Below are 16,732 nucleotides of genomic sequence, written 5' to 3'. Positions count from 1 at the left end.
CGAGACCGGTGATTGATGGCAGCCATCATCTATCAGCCATACATCGATAAAAAGCGCAAAAACTGCGGCAATCCTATCCAATAAGTTGATGTTTTATTGGGCGGTTCTACCTTCAGTTCATCGCTTAAGTGAATGACCTGTAAGCATTTAACTAGAACTGCCCGGCAAATGAGGCGACCATAGACGCCCTCTCTCTTTCGCAGCCACAGCCTCACACCCTGGAGTCAGCGTGACGCAACACACCCCCGATCTTCCTCCCGAACTCTTGCTCCTGGCCGACATGCCGCTGCTCAAGCGCCTGGCGGCGCGGTTCTTCGGTCTCGGCCTCAGCCGCTTGCGCGCCCAGCATCGCGCCTCCTGGCTGCACGGCCAGGCGGACGGTTTTCGCAGTGGGCACACCGCGGGGGTGGAGTACGGATTCCGGGAGGGCAAGGCCGAAGGCCTGGAGCAGGGCCGCCAGGTGCTGTTGATTCGCGACAGCCGCAGCACCGAGCATCCGGCGCCCGGGGTGGACGACCAGCTCTTCGACGACTGGCGCCTGCCGCTGACGGCCGAGTTGAAGAAACGCATCAAGGCCGACGTGGCCCGCCTGCTGCCGGCCCATGCCCAGCCCAGCCTTGCGCAATGGAAGATGATCTTCAGCGAAACCCCGTCGACCTCGGTGATCGCGGGGGCCGGGGCGGGCAAATCGACCTCCCTGGTGCTGCGAATCCTGCTGCTCACTCATTACCTGGGCTTCGAACTCGACTCGATGACCGTGGTGACCTTCACCCGGGAGTCGCGCAAGGACTTCATTCGCAAGCTGATGGAAGTCTTCGCGCTCTGGGGCCGGCCCCTGGGGCTCAAGGAGGCGCGGGAACTGGTGCGCACCTTCCATTCGCGCATCCTGCCGATGGTGCGCAGCCTGCCGGGCTTCGAGCGCCTGCAGGCGTTCGAGAACCTCAGCGAGGGAGCGGTGGCCGGGGAGCTGGACGTCGACAGCAACCCTTTCGATCTGCGCATCAACGACGCCCAGCGCAAGCACCTGAACGCCTGTTATCACGCCTTGTACCAGCGCGACGGGCGCTTTCGCGAGGCGATCAAGCCGTTGTTGCGCCATGCCCTGCAGCTCAAGGAGCTGGAGCGCGACCACCCGGATGTGCAGAAACGCATGGCGGTGACCGAGCTGGCCGCCAAGCGCGACGAGGAATTGTGCGACACCCTGGAAGACCTGTGGTTTCGTGCCGGGGCCTGGCCGATCAAGGGGATCGAACCGAACCGGCAGACGCTCGAAATCAACGGATCGCAGTTCCATTGCCATGGCTACGTCCCCGAGCTGGATGCCTGGGTGGTGCTGGGCTTCGATCCCCGGGAAAACCCCCAGCTGAGCCGGCCCGGGTCCAAGCTTTCGGTGCGTGCCGAATGGGCGGTAAAACGCACCTTGTTTCAAGCTTTCTGTCGTAAGCCTTTGATTTGGCTTGATAGTTATGAGTCGGCCAAGCGCGCTTTGTCCTCCCTGGCCGGCGATGCCAGCGCCGGGCCGGGCTTCGATTACAAGGTCAAGGGCGAGCTGGCTTCGGCGCCGTTGCTGGACTGCTTTGTCGCCGCGGCGGGGTTTATCGAGAACCTCGGGCTGGAGGTGGCGGTGGCCGTGGGGCAGATGGTGTTTCCCCGGGACGATCCGGACCGTTACTTCTTCGAGGCCCTGAGCCTGTTCTGGCGGGCGCTGGACGATCATCTGCTCGACCAGTCGCCGCCGATCATGAGCTACAACCGCATGTTCGCGCTGTTCGGCGAGAACACGCCGGAGAACTTCAAGCTGCTCAGCGATGAGCGGTTGCGGCCGATGTCGCACCTGATGATCGATGAATTCCAGGACGTTTCGCCGCAGATCGTCTCCTGGGTCCGCGCCAGCCTGCGCGAGATCCGCAGCCGCGGTCCGGCGATGCATGTCGGCCGCGGCGCGCAGCGTTCCTCGTTGCTCTGCGTAGGGGACGACTGGCAATCGATCTACGGCTGGCGCGGCAGTTCGCCGAAGTACTTCATGGAGTTCAACCAGGAGTTCCCATCGCCGGCCACCACCCGGGTGATGCTCAGCGAGAACTATCGCAGCCACCAGCACATCATCGATGCGGCGGAGCATATCGTCCGCGCCGCGCCGGCGATCGCCGGGAAGAAGGCCAAGGCCTGCGGCGCACCGAAGGAGGCGCTGCCGGTGGCCGTGCTGGACCGGGACGATGCGGGGTTGGCGGCGCGCCTGGCGGAGCATTATCGGAAGGGCGATTCGATCTTGATGTTGTTTCGAAAAAGTATCGATAAGTCTTTGATTGAGCAGCATATTTTACCGATAGTTAATGTGGATTCTAGGTTGCCGACCGAGGAGCGACGCCTCAAGCAACTGACCTATCACAGCGCCAAGGGCCTGCAGGCCGACGCGGTTTTCCTGTTGGGCGACTGCCAGCATCTCACCAGCTCGCCCTACAAGAACCAGGTCTATCGCATGGCCGGATTGGGCAAGGACGGCGACAGCGAGCCCTACGACAGCGCGCAGAAAGACGAAACCCTGCGCCTGGCCTATGTCGGCATCACCCGGGCAGTCACCCACTGCTACTGGTATGTCGACAGTTTGGACACCCAGGCGGCCAACGCGCCCAAGGCATCGGACCGGGTTCCGCGGGGCAAGCCGTTCTTCGCCGATCTGCGGGCATGAAAAAGCCCGCGACGGGGCGGGCTTGAATACGACCTGGGGCGTCAGGCCTTCAAGGCGAGTGGCGGCATGAAGGCTTCCAGTTCGTCTTCCACGGCCTCGATTATTCGTTCGACATCGGCGGCGTTCATCACCGTGGCGCAGGGAATGCCGGCGATGGCGATCATGGTTTCGCCGCTGGCACGGTCGAAGAGCCGGGCGATCATGCTACCGGGTGCGTCCATGCTGGCCTCGAAGCCCATGGGGTGAAAATGCCAGCGCATCAGCTGGCAGGCGTTGGGAAAGGTGACTTTACTGGCGCAGACTCTGGTCATGGGTTGCCCACCTTGATTCATAGAGCGCTTCCTTGTGCTCGCGGTAGGTATGGAAAGGCCTTCGTTGGCCCAACCTGTGGAGCTTTTAAAAATAGCACCGGCTCATGACAGGCAATGGCTTTTTTTCAGGCCGTTTGGCGATTGGCTCGCACTTTTTTGATGCAGGTCATTTCCGGCCCGGGTTTTGGCAAAACGCCAGTATCCACGGGCCGTTGAAGCATTCGCCGATCTTCGGCAAGCTGCGCTTTTTCAGGCTCCGAGTACCCTATGTCCGCCTTCGATGATGGCCCGGCGCAAACCCAGGCCACGGGCGAGACCGTGATGCGCTATCACCTGTGCTGGAAGCACCGCGACCTCGATGGCGTCATGGCCTTGTACCACCCGCACATCCAGTACCACGACTTCTTCCAGAACCGCACCCTGGGGCTGGAAGAGTTGCGCGAATACGTGCGCAACAGCATGCCGCGCGCGCCCGACGAAGCCCTGGAACACAGCGACCGCATCCGCCTGGATGGCGACACCGCGTTCATCCAGTACCAGGTGACGCTGCGTGGCGGGCAGGGCCTGGTGTCGTTTCGCGCCAGCGAGGCGATCACCGTGCGCGATGGCCTGATCTGGCGCGTCAATGAATACGCCTCGCTGGTGCGCGAGCCGGCACAGGGCAAGGCCGCTGGCGGCGCGCGGCCGGCGGCCAGCCGCCTGGGCCTGTCGCCGCGGCAACTAAGCTTCATGGCCGACGACCTGCAACAGTACTTCGAGCGCCAGCAACCCTACCTCGACCCGGAACTGGACCTGCAGCGAGTGGCGCGCGAGTGTGGCTACAGCCGCAACCAGATCTCCTACCTGCTCAACCAGGTGCTGGGCCAGAGTTTCTATCGCTACGTGAACCAGGCCCGGCTGCAGCACCTGCTGGCGGCGCTGGACCAGGCCGTGCCCCCGGTACGCATCGACGAACTGGCGTTCGCCGCGGGCTTCAACTCGCTGTCGGCGTTCTACAGCTGCTTCCGCCAGCACACGGGCCTGTCGCCCAAAGCCTATGCCCGGCAAATTTCTTTGCGTGCACGCGCGCAAGACAATCCCTGAACCCAGGCACTAGGATCGCCGCCATCGAAGTACAGATGGCGGAGTCAGGGTATGCCAGCGTGGCGCAACATCAGTTTGTGGATGGATCAGCTCGACGAGCCGCTACTGGCCCGGCCGGCGCTGGAGCAGGACCTGGCGGTCGACGTGGCGATCATCGGCGCCGGTTACACCGGGCTGTGGACCGCCTATTACCTCAAGCGCCTGGCACCGCAGCTGGACATCGCGATCATCGAGGCGCAGACCGCCGGTTTCGGTGCCTCCGGGCGCAACGGCGGCTGGCTGATGGGCAACCTGCTGGGGGAGGACCGCCTGCTGGCCGGGTTGGGCGTCGAGCAGCGCCGCGCCTCGTTCGACCTGCTGCACGGTATTCCGGATGAAGTGGCCAAGGTCCTCGAACGTGAAGCGATCGACTGCGATTACCGCAAGGGCGGGGTGCTGTACTGCGCCGCGCGTTATCCCGAGCAGGCCGTCCACCAGCGTCGTTATCTGGAGCGGCTCTACAGGCAGGGGCTCGACGAACGCGACTACCGCTGGCTGAACCCCGAGCAACTGGCCCGGCAGATCCGCGTGGCCAACGCCTACGGCGGCATTTACGCCCCGCATTGCGCGACTATCCAGCCGGCGAAGCTGGTGCGCGGCCTGGCGCGGGCGGTGGAGCGCCTGGGCGTGCCGATCTATGAAGACAGCCCAGTCACCCATTGGCAGTCCGGCAGCCTGCAGACCGCGCGGGCCCGGGTGCGCTGCCAGTGGCTGGTGCCGGCGGTGGAGGGCTATTCGGTGACCTTGCCGCCCCTGGGCCGCTATCAGCTGCCGGTACAGAGCCTGCTGGTGGCCACCGAGCCGCTGTCGGCCGAAACCTGGGACGCGATCGGCCTGAGCCAGGGCCAGGCGTTCAGTGAAAGCAGCCGCCAGGTCACCTACGGCCAGCGCACCGCGGATAACCGCCTGGTGTTCGGGGCCCGCGGCGGTTACCAGTTCGCCGGCAAGCTGCGCCACGACTTCGAGCTGAGCCGCGATGAGCTCGAGTTGCGGCGCTATCTGTTCGGCGAACTGTTCCCGTCACTGAAAAACGTCCGGATCAGCCATTCCTGGGGCGGCAACCTGGGCATGTCCCGGCACTTCAAGCCACACATGCTCTGCGACCGTCGGCGCGGTATCGCGCTGTCCGGCGGCTATGGCGGCGAAGGCGTCGGCGCCAGTAACCTGGGCGGGCGGACCCTGGCCGAGCTCATCCTCGGCCGCGACAGCGAACTGACCCGCCAGCCCTGGGTGATCCCCGAGGGCGGCCTCGACGCCTTGCGCGCCTGGGAGCCGGAACCCTGCCGCTGGCTGGGCTACAACGCGATCATTCGCAGCTTCGTCCATGAAGACCGGATCCTGGCCAACCCGGCCACGCCGCCCTGGCGCCGCCGGCTGGCCACCCGCGTGGCGGGGTTCATGGAAGGGCTGATGCACTGAGTCATCGAGATTTTTTCAGCGATAGCGGCGGACTGATCAGCCGCAAAAACTACGCAAAACCCTCCTTTTATAGCAAATGCCTTTTAACCCTCGAATGTTAATTCGGAAACGGAATTTGCTTCGCTTTCCCGGCCGGCTAGAGTCTAAATCTCCCAAGCACATTGATGTGCCCCTTGCATGGATGCACGGAGACTGGCGGCCTTGTCACAGGCAGTCCGTCTTGAACAAGGAGTGTTATGAACAAGCCGATCAAGAATATCGTCATCGTGGGCGGCGGCACTGCGGGCTGGATGGCCGCCTCGTACCTCGTCCGGGCGCTCCAGCAGCAGGCGAACATTACGCTCATCGAGTCTGCCGCCATCCCCCGGATCGGCGTGGGCGAGGCGACCATCCCGAGTTTGCAGAAGGTGTTCTTCGACTTCCTCGGGATACCGGAGCGGGAGTGGATGCCCCAAGTGAACGGCGCGTTCAAGGCCGCGATCAAGTTCGTGAATTGGCGAAAGTCTCCCCACCCATCGCGCGACGATCACTTCTACCATTTGTTCGGCAGCGTGCCGAACTGCGACGGCGTGCCGCTTACCCACTACTGGCTGCGCAAGCGCGAACAGGGCTTCCAGCAGTCGATGGAGTACGCGTGCTACCCGCAGCCCGGGGCGCTCGACGGCAAGCTGGCACCGTGCCTGCCCGACGGCACCCGCCAGATGTCCCACGCGTGGCACTTCGACGCGCACCTGGTGGCCGACTTCTTGAAGCGCTGGGCTGTCGAGCGCGGGGTGAACCGCGTGGTCGACGAGGTCGTGGAGGTTAAGCAAAACGAACGCGGCTACATCTCCAGCCTGCTCACCAAGGAGGGGCGGACACTGGAGGGAGACCTGTTCATCGACTGCTCCGGCATGCGGGGGCTGCTGATCAATCAGGCCCTGAAGGAACCCTTCATCGACATGTCCGACTACCTGCTGTGCGACAGCGCGGTCGCCAGCGCCGTGCCCAACGACGACGCGCACGAGGGGGTCGAGCCATACACCTCCGCGATTGCCATGAACTCGGGGTGGACCTGGAAGATTCCGATGCTGGGCCGGTTCGGCAGCGGCTACGTCTTCTCCAGCAAGTTCACCTCGCGCGACCAGGCCACCACCGACTTCCTCAACCTCTGGGGCCTCTCGGACAATCAGCCGCTCAACCAGATCAAGTTCCGGGTCGGGCGCAACAAGCGGGCGTGGGTCAACAACTGTGTCTCGATCGGGCTGTCGTCGTGCTTTCTGGAACCCCTGGAATCGACGGGAATCTATTTCATCTACGCGGCGCTCTACCAGCTCGTGAAGCATTTCCCCGACACCACGTTCGACCCGCGGTTGAGAGACGCATTCAACGCCGAGATCGTCTACATGTTCGACGACTGTCGAGATTTCGTGCAGGCGCACTATTTCACCACGTCGCGCGAAGACACCCCGTTCTGGCTCGCGAACCGGCACGAGCTGCGGCTCTCGGACGCCATCAAAGAGAAGGTTGAGCGCTACAAGGCGGGGCTGCCGCTGACCACCACGTCGTTCGACGATTCCACGTACTACGAGACCTTCGACTACGAATTCAAGAACTTCTGGTTGAACGGCAACTACTACTGCATCTTTGCCGGCCTGGGCATGCTGCCCGACCGGTCGCTGCCGCTGTTGCAGCACCGACCGGAGTCGATCGAGAAGGCCGAGGCGATGTTCGCCAGCATCCGGCGCGAGGCCGAGCGACTGCGCACAAGCCTGCCGACGAACTACGACTACCTGCGGTCGCTGCGTGACGGCGATGCGGGGCTGTCTCGCAGCCAGCGAGGGCCGAAGCGCGCGGCGCGGGAAATCCTGTAGTGGAACGCACCTTGGACCGGGTATCCGCATTCGCGGCCACGCACGCTGCCGTGGCGGCCTGCGACCCGCTGCAGGCGCGCTCGCTCGTTCTGCAGCTGCCGGGCTTGAACCGTAACAAGGACGTGCCCGGCATCGTCGGCCTGCTGCGCGAGTTCCTCCCGACGCGCGGCGTGCCCTCCGGCTGGGGCTTCGTCGAAGCCGCCGCCGCGATGCGGGACATCGGGTTCTTCCTGGGGTCGCTCAAGCGGCACGGACATGAGCCCGCGGACGTGGTGCCCGGGCTTGAGCCGTTGCTGCTCGACCTGGCACGCGCGACCGACCTGCCGCCGCGCGAGACGCTCCTGCATGTGACGGTCTGGAACCCCGCGGCGGCCGACGCGCAGCGGAGCTACACCGGGCTGCGCGACGAAGCGCACCTGCTCGAGAGCGTGCGCATCTCGATGGCGGCCCTCGAGGCGGCCATCGCGGTGACCGTCGAGCTGTCCGACGTGCCCCTGCGATCGCCCGCGTTCGCGCCAGGGTGCGACGAGCTAGCAGACTATCTGCAGAAAATGGTCGAAGCGATCGTCTACGCGTACCGCTTCATTTCGCCGCAGGTCTTCTACGATGAGCTGCGCCCTTTCTACGAACCGATTCTAGTCGGAGGGCAGAGCTACCTCGGCCCCGGTGCCGTAGAAATGCCCCTCTTCGTGCTGGAGCATGTCCTGTGGGGCTCGCAATCGGACGACCAGGCTTATCGAGAATTCAAGGAGACGTACCTGCCTTACGTGCTTCCCGCGTACAGGGCGGTCTACGCTCGGTTCGCCGGGAAACCGTCGCTCATCGACCGCGCGCTCGGCGAGGCGCGGGCGCTCGGTGCGCGGGGCGAGCCCGTCCGGGCCGGGTTGGAGGCCCTCGAGCGGGTCTTCAAGGTTCTGCTGCGCTTCCGGGCACTTCACCTCAAAGTGGCTGAGCGGGCGTACGAAGTCGGGCGAAGCGGCCCCTCGACCGGCAGCGGGGGATACGCGCCCAGCATGCTCGGTGACCTACTCACGCTGACGTGTGCCGCGCGCTCCCGCATCCGCGCCGCGCTCGACGAATCCTGACGCGCGCCATGTGTTATCTAACAAGGAGAGTTAGCCCCCATGACTCAGAAGAGCTCCGCGAACGGGCACGATAGCCACCACTTCGACGTGATCATCCTCGGCTCGGGCATGTCCGGCACCCAGATGGGGGCCATCCTGGCCAAACAACAGTTCCGCGTGCTGATCATCGAGGAGTCGTCGCACCCGCGGTTCACGATTGGCGAATCGTCGATCCCCGAGACGTCCCTGATGAACCGCATCATCGCTGATCGCTACGGCATTCCGGAGCTCGACCACATCACGTCGTTCTACTCGACGCAACGCTACGTCGCGTCGAGCACGGGCATCAAGCGCAACTTCGGCTTCGTGTTCCACAAGCCCGGCCAGGAGCACGACCCGAAGGAGTTCACGCAGTGCGTCATCCCCGAGCTGCCGTGGGGGCCGGAGAGCCACTATTACCGGCAAGACGTCGACGCCTACCTGTTGCAAGCCGCGATCAAATACGGCTGCACGGTCCGCCAGAAGACTAGCGTGACCGAATACCACGCCGATAAAGACGGCGTCGCGGTGACCACCGCCCAGGGCGAACGGTTCACCGGCCGGTACATGATCGATTGCGGAGGCCCCCGCGCGCCGCTTGCGACCAAGTTCAATCTCCGCGAAGAACCGTGTCGTTTCAAGACGCACTCGCGCAGCCTCTACACGCACATGCTCGGGGTCAAGCCGTTCGACGACATCTTCAAGGTCAAGGGGCAGCGCTGGCGCTGGCACGAGGGGACCTTGCACCACATGTTCGAGGGGGGCTGGCTCTGGGTGATTCCGTTCAACAACCATCCGCGGTCGACCAACAACCTGGTGAGCGTCGGCCTGCAGCTCGACCCGCGTGTCTACCCGAAAACGGACATTTCCGCGCAGCAGGAATTCGATGAGTTCCTCGCGCGCTTCCCGAGTATCGGGGCGCAGTTCCGGGACGCCGTGCCGGTGCGCGACTGGGTCAAGACCGACCGCCTGCAGTTCTCGTCGACTGCCTGCGTCGGTGACCGCTACTGCCTGATGCTGCATGCGAACGGGTTCATCGACCCGCTCTTCTCCAGGGGGCTCGAGAACACCGCGGTGACCATCCACGCGCTCGCGGCGCGCCTCATCAAGGCCCTGCGCGACGACGACTTTTCCCCGGAGCGCTTCGAGTACATCGAGCGCCTGCAGCAGAAGCTTTTGGACCACAACGACGACTTCGTCAGCTGCTGCTACACGGCGTTCGCGGACTTCCGCCTGTGGGACGCATTCCACAGGCTGTGGGCGGTCGGCACAATTCTCGGGCAGTTCCGGCTCGTGCAAGCCCACGCCAGGTTCCGCGCCTCGCGCGACGAGGGTGACCTCGATCACCTCGACAACAATCCGCCATACCTCGGGTACCTGTGCGCGGACATGGAGGAGTACTACCAGTTGTTCAACGATGCCAAAGCCGAGGTCGAGGCCGTGAGCGCCGGGCGCAAGCCGGCCGGGGAGGCCGCGGCGCGGATTCACGCCCTCATCGACGAACGAGACTTCGCCAAGCCGATGTTCGGCTTCGGCTACTGCATCACCGGGGACAAGCCGCAGCTCAACAACTCGAAGTACAGCCTGGTGCCGGCGATGAAACTGATGCACTGGACGCAAACCAGCGCGCCGCCCGCGGTGAAGAAGTATTTCGACTACAACCCGATGTTCGCGCTGCTCAAGGCGTACATCACCACCCGCATCGGCCTGGCGCTAAGAAATGGTCGGCCGACGACGACAGAAAAGCGATGAACGACCTTCAATTGGATCAAGTGAGCGTCAAGACGCCTCCCCGGGGGACGTACGACGCGACCACGCGCCTGGCCGCGAGCTGGTACGTCGCGATGCGCTCGGACGACCTCAAGGGCAAGCCGACGGAGTTGACGCTCTTCGGCCGCCCGTGTGTGGCGTGGCGCGGAGCGACGGGGCGGGCCGTGGTGATGGACCGACACTGCTCGCACCTGGGCGCGAACCTGGCTGACGGGCGGGTCAAGGACGGGTGCATCCAGTGCCCGTTCCACCACTGGCGGTACGACGAGCAGGGCCAGTGCGTTCACATCCCCGGCCACAGCCAGGCGGTGCGCCAGCTGGAGCCCGTGCCGCGCGGGGCGCGCCAGCCGACGTTGGTCACTGTCGAGCGATACGGCTACGTGTGGGTCTGGTACGGCTCCCCGCAGCCGCTGCACCCGCTGCCCGAAATTGCCGCGGCCGACGTCGACAACGGCGACTTTATGCACCTGCACTTCGCGTTCGAGACGACGACGGCGGTCTTGCGGATCGTCGAGAACTTCTACGACGCGCAGCACGCGACCCCTGTGCACGCGCTGCCGATCTCGGCCTTCGAGCTCAAGCTCTTCGACGATTGGCGCCAGTGGCCGGAGGTTGAGTCGCTGGCCCGGGCGGGCGCGTGGTTCGGTGCAGGGATCGACTTCACCGTGGACCGCTACTTCGGTCCCCTCGGCATGTTGTCGCGCGCGCTCGGCCTGAACATGTCGCAGATGAACCTGCACTTCGATGGCTACCCCGGCGGGTGCGTCATGACCGTCGCGCTGGATGGAGATTTCAAATACAAGCTGCTCCAGTGTGTGACGCCGGTGAGCGACGGCAAGAACGTCATGCACATGCTCATCTCGATCAAGAAGGTGGGCAGCGTCCTGCGTCGCGCGACCGACTTCGTGCTGTTCGGGTTGCAGACCAGGCAGGCTGCGGGGTACGACGTCAAAATCTGGAACGGGATGAAGCCGGACGGCGGTGGTGCGTACAGCAAGTACGACAAGCTCGTGCTCAAGTACCGCGGGTTCTACCGGGGCTGGGTCGACCGCGTCGCGGGTGAGCGGTGATGCGTGCAGCCGGACCGGTCTCGCCCGCGTCGTTCCGCCAGGTGCTCGCGAACCTGGCGCGCGGCGTCGCGGTCATCACGGCGTACGGCGCGGCGGGCCCGCTTGGGCGCGTGGCCACCCGCTTGGGGGCGGTGTCGCTCTTTCCGAGGTATTCATGACTATCTGGCTGTTGCAACTCGTGCTGGTGATCGCGCTCTGCAACGTTTGCGGCCGAATTGCCGAACGGCTCGGCCAGTGCGCGGTCGTCGGCGAGATCGCGGCCGGTCTGTTGTTGGGGCCTTCGCTGTTCGGCTTGGTCGCACCGGGTTTCTACGGCGTGTTGTTCGGTCCGGGTGTGCTGTCAGCGATGGCGCACATCGGCGAACTCGGCCTGATACTGCTGATGTTTCAGGTCGGTCTGCATATGGATTTGGGCGAGACGCTGCGCAGCAAGCGCTGGCGCATGCCCGTCGCGATCGCCGCGGGCGGGCTTGTCGTACCGGTTGCGATCGGCATTATCATCGCCGCCGTCTCGAAAGACACCCTCGCCAGCGATGTGCCGGCGCTGCCCTATCTACTCTTCTGCGGTGTCGCACTGGCGGTATCAGCGGTGCCGGTAATGGCACGCATCGTCGACGACCTGGCGCTCAGCGCGACGGTGGGTGCACGGCAGGCAATGTCTGCCGCGATACTGACGGATGCGCTCGGATGGATGCTGCTGGCAATGATTGCCTCGCTATCGAGCGGGCCTGGCTGGGCATTTGCGCGCATGCTCGTCAGCCTGCTCGCGTATCTGGTGCTGTGCGCACTCCTGGTGCGCTTTGTGGTTCGACCGACGCTTGTGCGGCTCGCATCGACTGCGCATGCGACGCGCGACCGCCTGGCCGTATTGTTCTGCTTCGTCATGGTGTCGGCACTGGCGACGTCGCTGATCGGGTTCCATAGCGCATTTGGCGCACTTGCGGCGGCGCTGTTCGTGCGGCGCGTGCCCGGCGTCGCGAAGGAGTGGCGCGACAACGTCGAAGGTTTCGTCAAGCTTGTGCTGATGCCGGTGTTTTTCGCCTGTGCGGGGCTGCAGGCGTCGGTCGGCACGATCGACGACGCGACATCATGGATGTGGTTCGGTGTATTCCTCGCGGGCGGATTCATCGGCAAGTTCGGCGGCAGCTATCTGGGCGCGCGCGCCACCGGGCTCGCGCCACACGATGCGATGCTGGTGAGCTCGTTGATGAATACGCGCGGTTTGATGGAGCTGATCGTCCTGTCAATCGGTCTGCAGATGCAGATCCTTCCGCCAAGGGTCTACACGATCCTCGTGGTGTTCGCACTGGTGACAACGGCGCTGACCGCACCGCTGGTTCGACTCACGCTGCGCGCGCAATCGCGCGCAGTGAGCCAACAGGTCGCCTGAACCAGCTTGAGGGGAGAGATCACCATGCATGCTGCCACCGAAACCCAGGCTTACGCTCTGCTCGAGGCCCAGGGCCGAGATGTTCGCGAACTGCGCAACGTGCTGGGGCAGTTTGCCACCGGCGTGACTGTGATCACCACGCGCACCGCTGACGGCCGCAACGTCGGTGTGACCGCCAACTCGTTCTCCTCATTGTCGCTGTCGCCGGCGCTGGTGCTCTGGAGCCTGGCACGCACGGCACCGAGCCTTAAGGTCTTCTGCTCGGCGAGCCACTTCGCCATCAACGTGCTGGGTGCGCACCAGCACCACTTGTCGGAGCAGTTCGCACGGGCAGCCGCTGACAAGTTCGCGGGTGTAGCTCATTCCTATGGCAAGGCGGGAGCCCCGGTGCTGGATGATGTGGTGGCAGTGCTGGTATGCCGCAACGTCACCCAGTACGAGGGCGGCGACCACCTGATCTTCATTGGCGAGATCGAACAATACCGATACAGCGAGGCGGACCCGCTGGTCTTCCATGCAGGCCAGTACCGGGATTTGGGGAGTCATCGAACAAAAAGGGCACTTAAACTCGAATAGCTCCTGCTGCGGCTCCAGCAGGGCGATGGTGGCTTGCCAATATGCGGCGCCGCGGCCGTACCGGCGAACGGCGCATTGAATACGGCGAGCCACTACCCGCTATCGGCGTCGACGTGGCTGAGGGTGTCTGGCTTGGTTGAGGTCATGTGAACTGCACATTCTCCGGCAGCAGGGCGCCGCCATCGACGACCAGGGTCTGCCCGGTGATATAGCCGGCCTGCTCGGACGCCAGGAACAGCATGGCGTGGGCGATGTCTTGCGGGGCGCCCAGGCGCTTGAGTGGGATATGGCGGGCCAGCGCCGGGGAGTCGCCGAGGTTGGCCATGGCCTGGGTGGCGATCAGTCCCGGCTCGACGCCGTTGACGGTGATCCGGTGTTCGGCCAGCTCCAGCGCCGCCGCGCGGATGAAACCATTGACCCCGGCCTTGGACGCGGCGTAGTGGGCCAGCCCGGGGATCGCCGTGCGCGGCCCGGTCACCGAGGAGGTGATGACGATCCGTGGATGCTCGGCCCGGCACAACGCCGGCAGCGCTGCCTGGGTCAGCCAGAAGCAGCTCTTGAGGTTCACTGCCAGGGTCGCCTCCAGGGTCTCGTCCTTGAGGTCGCGCAGGTTTTCCATGGGGAACACCGCCGCGTTGTGGATCAGCAGGTCCAGCCCGCCGAAGACCCTCAGCGCGGTGGCGACGGCCTTGTTGGCCGCGGCCCGGGTTCCCAGGTCCACGGCCAGCAGTTCGGCACTGCCGCCGGCCGCGTGGATCAGGCGCCGGGTTTCGGCGCCTGCGGCTTCGCTGCGGGTCGCGAGCAATACCTTGGCGCCCTGGGCGGCGAAGAGCTGCGCAATGGCGCGGCCGATGCCCTGGCCGGAACCGGTGACCAGGGCGACACGTCCGCTAAGGTCGAGAATCATTGGCTGGCTCCTTCGACGACCGTGCCCAGGCACTCGTCCAGCAGGCGGTTGTGCAGGTCGACGTCATCGGAACTGGCGGCCGGGCAGAGCAGTGCCATGTTGTGGAACGGCGTCAGCAATACCCCGCGGTTGAGCAGGTAGAGGTGCAGGTAGGCCTCGATCAGGCCGTGGCGAGCGTGGTGGGCTTCGCCGCCGTTGCGCGGGGCGTGGTCCATGAACAGGTACTCGACCCGGGCGCCGATCCGTGTCACATGCCAGGGCAGGCGGTGCTTGTCGATCAGCGTCTGGACCCCGTCCCGCAGGCGTTCGGCCAGGGCGATCATGTGCGCGTAGTTGGCCTCGCTCATGACCTCGCTGAAGGTGGCGCGCATGGCGGCCATCTGCAAGGCGTTGCCGGCCAGGGTGCCGCCGAAGCCGAAGTGGTTGATCGCCTGCCCGGGCTGAAAGTGTGGCAACACCTGCCAGATGCGCTCGGCCATGGCCTGGCTGGCGCCCCAGACGGCGGTCGGGATGCCGCCGGCGATGCATTTGCCGAGCACGAAGAAGTCCGGCTGCAGGCCGTGTTCACCGCTGTAGCCGCCAGGGCCGCAGGAAATGGTGTGGGTTTCGTCGATGATCAGCGGCACCTCGAAACGCCGGGTCAGCGCGCGCAGCCCCTCATGGAAGCCCGGGGCGGGCGGAACCATGCCGACGTTGGTCATGAAGGGTTCGGTCAGTACCGCGGCCACGTCGCCATGGGCCAGGGCCGCCTCCAGCGCCGCCAGGTCGTTGAATTCCACCAGGCGGGTGGTGGCCTCGTGCCTGAGGCCGTTGGCGTGCACGCCTTCGCGGGGAATCATCCGGCCGCTGGCGTCGAACTCGACCTGGGACTCGTCGACGCTGCCGTGGTAGTTGCAGTTGAACACCAGCACTTTCTCGCGGCCGGTGATCATCCGGCACAGGCGCAGCACGAAACGGTTGGCGTCGGTGGCGGAGGTGGTGACCTGCCAGAACGGCAGGCCGAAGCGCCGCGCCAGTTCCTGGCCGACCCACAGGCTGTCCTCGGTCGGCAGCATCAGGGTGGAGCCGTGCCGCGCCTGATGGGCGATGGCCTGGGCCACCGCCGGCTGGGCATGGCCGAACATGGCGCCGGTATCGCCCAGGGCGAAGTCGACGTAGCGGTTGCCGTCGCAGTCGGTCAGGGTCGCGCCCTGGGCATCGCTCACCAGGATCGGATACAGCCCCGGCCATTGCTGCATCCAGTGCAACGGCGCGCCGTAGAGCCAGTGCTTGAGGTTTTCCCGGTAAAAGTCGGCGGAGCGCGGGTGGCGTTCGGCGAACCGTTGCAGCTCGGACTGGTAGCAACTGGCGACGCGGTCGAGGTTGAGGCCAAGGGTCATGGTTGAGGTCCTGTGGGATTAAAAGAGGGGGACAGGGGGAGTGGTGTTCCGGGGCCTGTGGCTCTGTAGCTCTGTAGCTCTGTAGCCGCTGCCGAGCGCTAGCGAGGCTGCGATCGAGCGCGAAGCGGTCGTAATCCAGGCAGCACGTTCTGCCTGAAGCACCGCAAGCTCAGGTTTTGCGGCAACTGCGTTGCCGATCGCAGCCTCGCTGGCGCTCGGCAGCGGCTACAGGGCCACGGGGTTACAGTCGGCATCAGGGGTGGGTGGTGCGGTTGAGGACCTGGGCGAGGGCGCCCACCGGGAAGTTGCTGGGCGCGGCGAAATCCGTGCCCTGGTAACCGAAGATCTTGCCGTCGGTACGGCCCGCGTGCAGGTCGATCAGCACCAGGCCCAGGGTCGGCACGATCTTTTCGCGCCAGACGAACAGGTACAGCTGGTCGGCGACCTTGTAGTAGTGACAGCGATCGGTGTCTGCCAGGCCCTGTTCGACGCCCTGGAGGCACTGCCAGCTGTAGAAGTTGCGGTTCAGGTAGATGTGCTCGTAGGCCTCGGTGGTGCTGTAGCGGTAGTGGTTGCGCAGGCCGACCAGTTCGTCGGTCGGCAAGTGTCGCGCAGTGTCGGCGGTCGGCGGCGTGTCGATGCTTCCCTGCAGGAACCGGGCTTTTACCTGGGTCAGCTCGTCACCGGCGAGGGCGCGGCGGAACAGGTCGACCTGGGTGTCCGCCCGGCTTGGCAACTGGCCGATGACCGCGGTGAAGATGTTCTGGCGCAGGTCGAGGATCAGGCTCACCGAGTGCACCTGCTGGTTTTGTGACTTGAGAAAGTCCACCAGGTAAATCTCGGAACGTATTGAAGTAGCTCGATAAATATTTTCGCCAGAGGTCTTGCTGTCGGCGTCTTGCCAATGCAGCGACTGCGGGCCGAAACGGTGCTCGATCCGCGCGCCATCGGCGAAATGCAGGGTCAGGGTGCGCCCGGCCAGGTCGTCGCGGCCGGGCAGGACATGGTTATCGGCGGCGAAGCCTTCGGCCAGGGCGCCGACGGTGATCCATTCGGGTTGCGTGTGCTGATCGCGCTGCATGGGGGTGGCTCGTATCTGCTGAAGGAGAGCCTCATGTTCGGCGCGCAAGCCCTGGTTGCCCA

13 protein-coding genes are annotated in these 16,732 nt (G+C 64.8%); 9 read left to right on the top strand and 4 right to left on the bottom strand.

Annotation, left to right across the window (positions count from 1 at the left end):
- Positions 1 to 229: 229 nt before the first annotated feature.
- The gene (locus TO66_RS16665; RefSeq protein WP_044463363.1) at positions 230 to 2,689 is read left to right on the top strand and encodes a UvrD-helicase domain-containing protein; all 2,460 of its coding nucleotides are present in this window, start codon (positions 230 to 232) and stop codon (positions 2,687 to 2,689) included.
- Between the two features lie 41 nt (positions 2,690 to 2,730).
- Here TO66_RS16665 and TO66_RS16660 read toward each other — a convergent pair whose 3' ends face one another.
- Positions 2,731 to 3,000 carry a DUF1652 domain-containing protein gene (locus TO66_RS16660; RefSeq protein WP_044463362.1) on the bottom strand — a complete coding sequence of 90 codons (270 nt, stop codon included), beginning with the start codon at positions 2,998 to 3,000 and terminating at the stop codon, positions 2,731 to 2,733.
- Between the two features lie 267 nt (positions 3,001 to 3,267).
- Between TO66_RS16660 and TO66_RS16655 the strand changes: the two genes are divergently transcribed.
- The 8 genes from TO66_RS16655 (at position 3,268) to TO66_RS16615 (ending at position 13,303) form a co-directional block, all read left to right on the top strand.
- Complete coding sequence (locus TO66_RS16655) at positions 3,268 to 4,083, top strand: AraC family transcriptional regulator (RefSeq protein WP_044463361.1); 816 nt, start codon at positions 3,268 to 3,270, stop codon at positions 4,081 to 4,083.
- 51 nt (positions 4,084 to 4,134) lie between these two features.
- Positions 4,135 to 5,541, top strand: a complete 1,407-nt coding sequence (locus TO66_RS16650) for an FAD-binding oxidoreductase (RefSeq protein ID WP_044463360.1) — start codon at positions 4,135 to 4,137, stop codon at positions 5,539 to 5,541.
- Positions 5,542 to 5,777: 236 nt separating this feature from the next.
- Positions 5,778 to 7,394 carry a tryptophan halogenase family protein gene (locus TO66_RS16645; RefSeq protein ID WP_044463359.1) on the top strand — a complete coding sequence of 539 codons (1,617 nt, stop codon included), beginning with the start codon at positions 5,778 to 5,780 and terminating at the stop codon, positions 7,392 to 7,394.
- A complete protein-coding gene (locus TO66_RS16640) occupies positions 7,394 to 8,479 on the top strand; it encodes a monodechloroaminopyrrolnitrin synthase PrnB family protein (RefSeq protein WP_044463358.1) in 1,086 nt (361 codons plus the stop codon). Before TO66_RS16645 ends, TO66_RS16640 begins: the two co-directional genes overlap by 1 nt.
- Before the next feature lie 39 nt (positions 8,480 to 8,518).
- Positions 8,519 to 10,249: an NAD(P)/FAD-dependent oxidoreductase gene (locus TO66_RS16635; RefSeq protein WP_044463357.1), complete on the top strand. Its 1,731-nt coding sequence runs from the start codon at positions 8,519 to 8,521 to the stop codon at positions 10,247 to 10,249.
- Positions 10,246 to 11,337: a Rieske 2Fe-2S domain-containing protein gene (locus TO66_RS16630; RefSeq protein WP_044463356.1), complete on the top strand. Its 1,092-nt coding sequence runs from the start codon at positions 10,246 to 10,248 to the stop codon at positions 11,335 to 11,337. The genes TO66_RS16635 and TO66_RS16630 overlap by 4 nt, the downstream gene beginning before the upstream one ends.
- Positions 11,338 to 11,491: 154 nt before the next feature.
- Entirely contained in the window at positions 11,492 to 12,727 is a 1,236-nt protein-coding gene (locus TO66_RS16620; RefSeq protein WP_044463354.1) for a cation:proton antiporter, read from the top strand.
- A gap of 24 nt (positions 12,728 to 12,751) precedes the next feature.
- On the top strand, positions 12,752 to 13,303 hold the full coding sequence (locus tag TO66_RS16615; RefSeq protein WP_044463353.1) for a flavin reductase family protein: 552 nt from the start codon (positions 12,752 to 12,754) through the stop codon (positions 13,301 to 13,303).
- Positions 13,304 to 13,445: 142 nt separating this feature from the next.
- On the opposite strand, the gene TO66_RS16610 is transcribed toward TO66_RS16615, so the two are convergent.
- The 3 genes from TO66_RS16610 to TO66_RS16600 form a co-directional block, all read right to left on the bottom strand.
- Positions 13,446 to 14,210, bottom strand: coding sequence for an SDR family oxidoreductase (locus TO66_RS16610; RefSeq protein WP_044463352.1), 765 nt, complete (start codon positions 14,208 to 14,210; stop codon positions 13,446 to 13,448).
- Positions 14,207 to 15,589 (bottom strand): aspartate aminotransferase family protein, encoded by a 1,383-nt coding sequence (locus TO66_RS16605; RefSeq protein ID WP_044463351.1) that lies wholly within the window; start codon positions 15,587 to 15,589, stop codon positions 14,207 to 14,209. Before TO66_RS16605 ends, TO66_RS16610 begins: the two co-directional genes overlap by 4 nt.
- 253 nt (positions 15,590 to 15,842) lie before the next feature.
- On the bottom strand, positions 15,843 to 16,670 hold the full coding sequence (locus TO66_RS16600; RefSeq protein ID WP_044463350.1) for a molybdenum cofactor biosynthesis F family protein: 828 nt from the start codon (positions 16,668 to 16,670) through the stop codon (positions 15,843 to 15,845).
- Positions 16,671 to 16,732: the final 62 nt, after the last annotated feature.

It is taken from the genome of Pseudomonas sp. MRSN 12121, from assembly GCF_000931465.1.
In the GTDB taxonomy this organism is placed as follows: domain Bacteria; phylum Pseudomonadota; class Gammaproteobacteria; order Pseudomonadales; family Pseudomonadaceae; genus Aquipseudomonas.
Note: the sequence above shows the minus strand (reverse complement) of the source record. Positions and strands in the feature narration are given on the sequence as shown.